The 474-nt window shown below is 67.3% G+C and carries 1 protein-coding gene; it reads left to right on the top strand.

Translation table 11 applies throughout. The features are described from left to right. Window positions 1–474, top strand: a 474-nt coding sequence (locus EQG76_RS30970) for a calcium-binding protein (protein WP_321573538.1), incomplete at both ends; no start/stop codon positions are given.

The raw sequence follows: 474 nt of genomic DNA, 5'->3' as shown, positions 1-474 counted from the left end.
GACCTGATGAGCGGCGGCGATGCCGACGACATCCTCCATGGTGGCGGAGACCGCGACCGGATCTGGGGAGACGAAGGCAACGACATCCTGTACGGCGGGGATGGCAGTGACGACCTCTATGGCGGGGGCGGCAGCGATGTCCTGCATGGCGGGAGCGGCAACGACCTGCTGCTGGGCGAGGGCGGCGACGATGTGCTGTCCGGCGGGTCCGGCACCGACCGTCTTGATGGCGGGGAGGGCTTCGACGTCGCAGACTATTCCGACGAGAGCGGCGGCATCCTCGGCTGGCTGGTCAACGGTTCGGGCGGTGCGGCCGACGACACGCTGAGCAACATTGAGGGCATCATCGGCACGGCGGGCGACGACGAACTCTATGCGTTCGACCTGTTCGGCAACCAGGCCAGCAGCACGCAGGGAATCACGTTTGCCGGGGGTGGCGGGGACGACCAACTGGTCGGTGGCAACGGCAATGAC

The organism is Geminicoccus flavidas, from assembly GCF_009806515.1.
GTDB classification, from domain to species: domain Bacteria; phylum Pseudomonadota; class Alphaproteobacteria; order Geminicoccales; family Geminicoccaceae; genus Geminicoccus; species Geminicoccus flavidus.
This window is presented reverse-complemented; position numbering and strand designations above follow the sequence as displayed.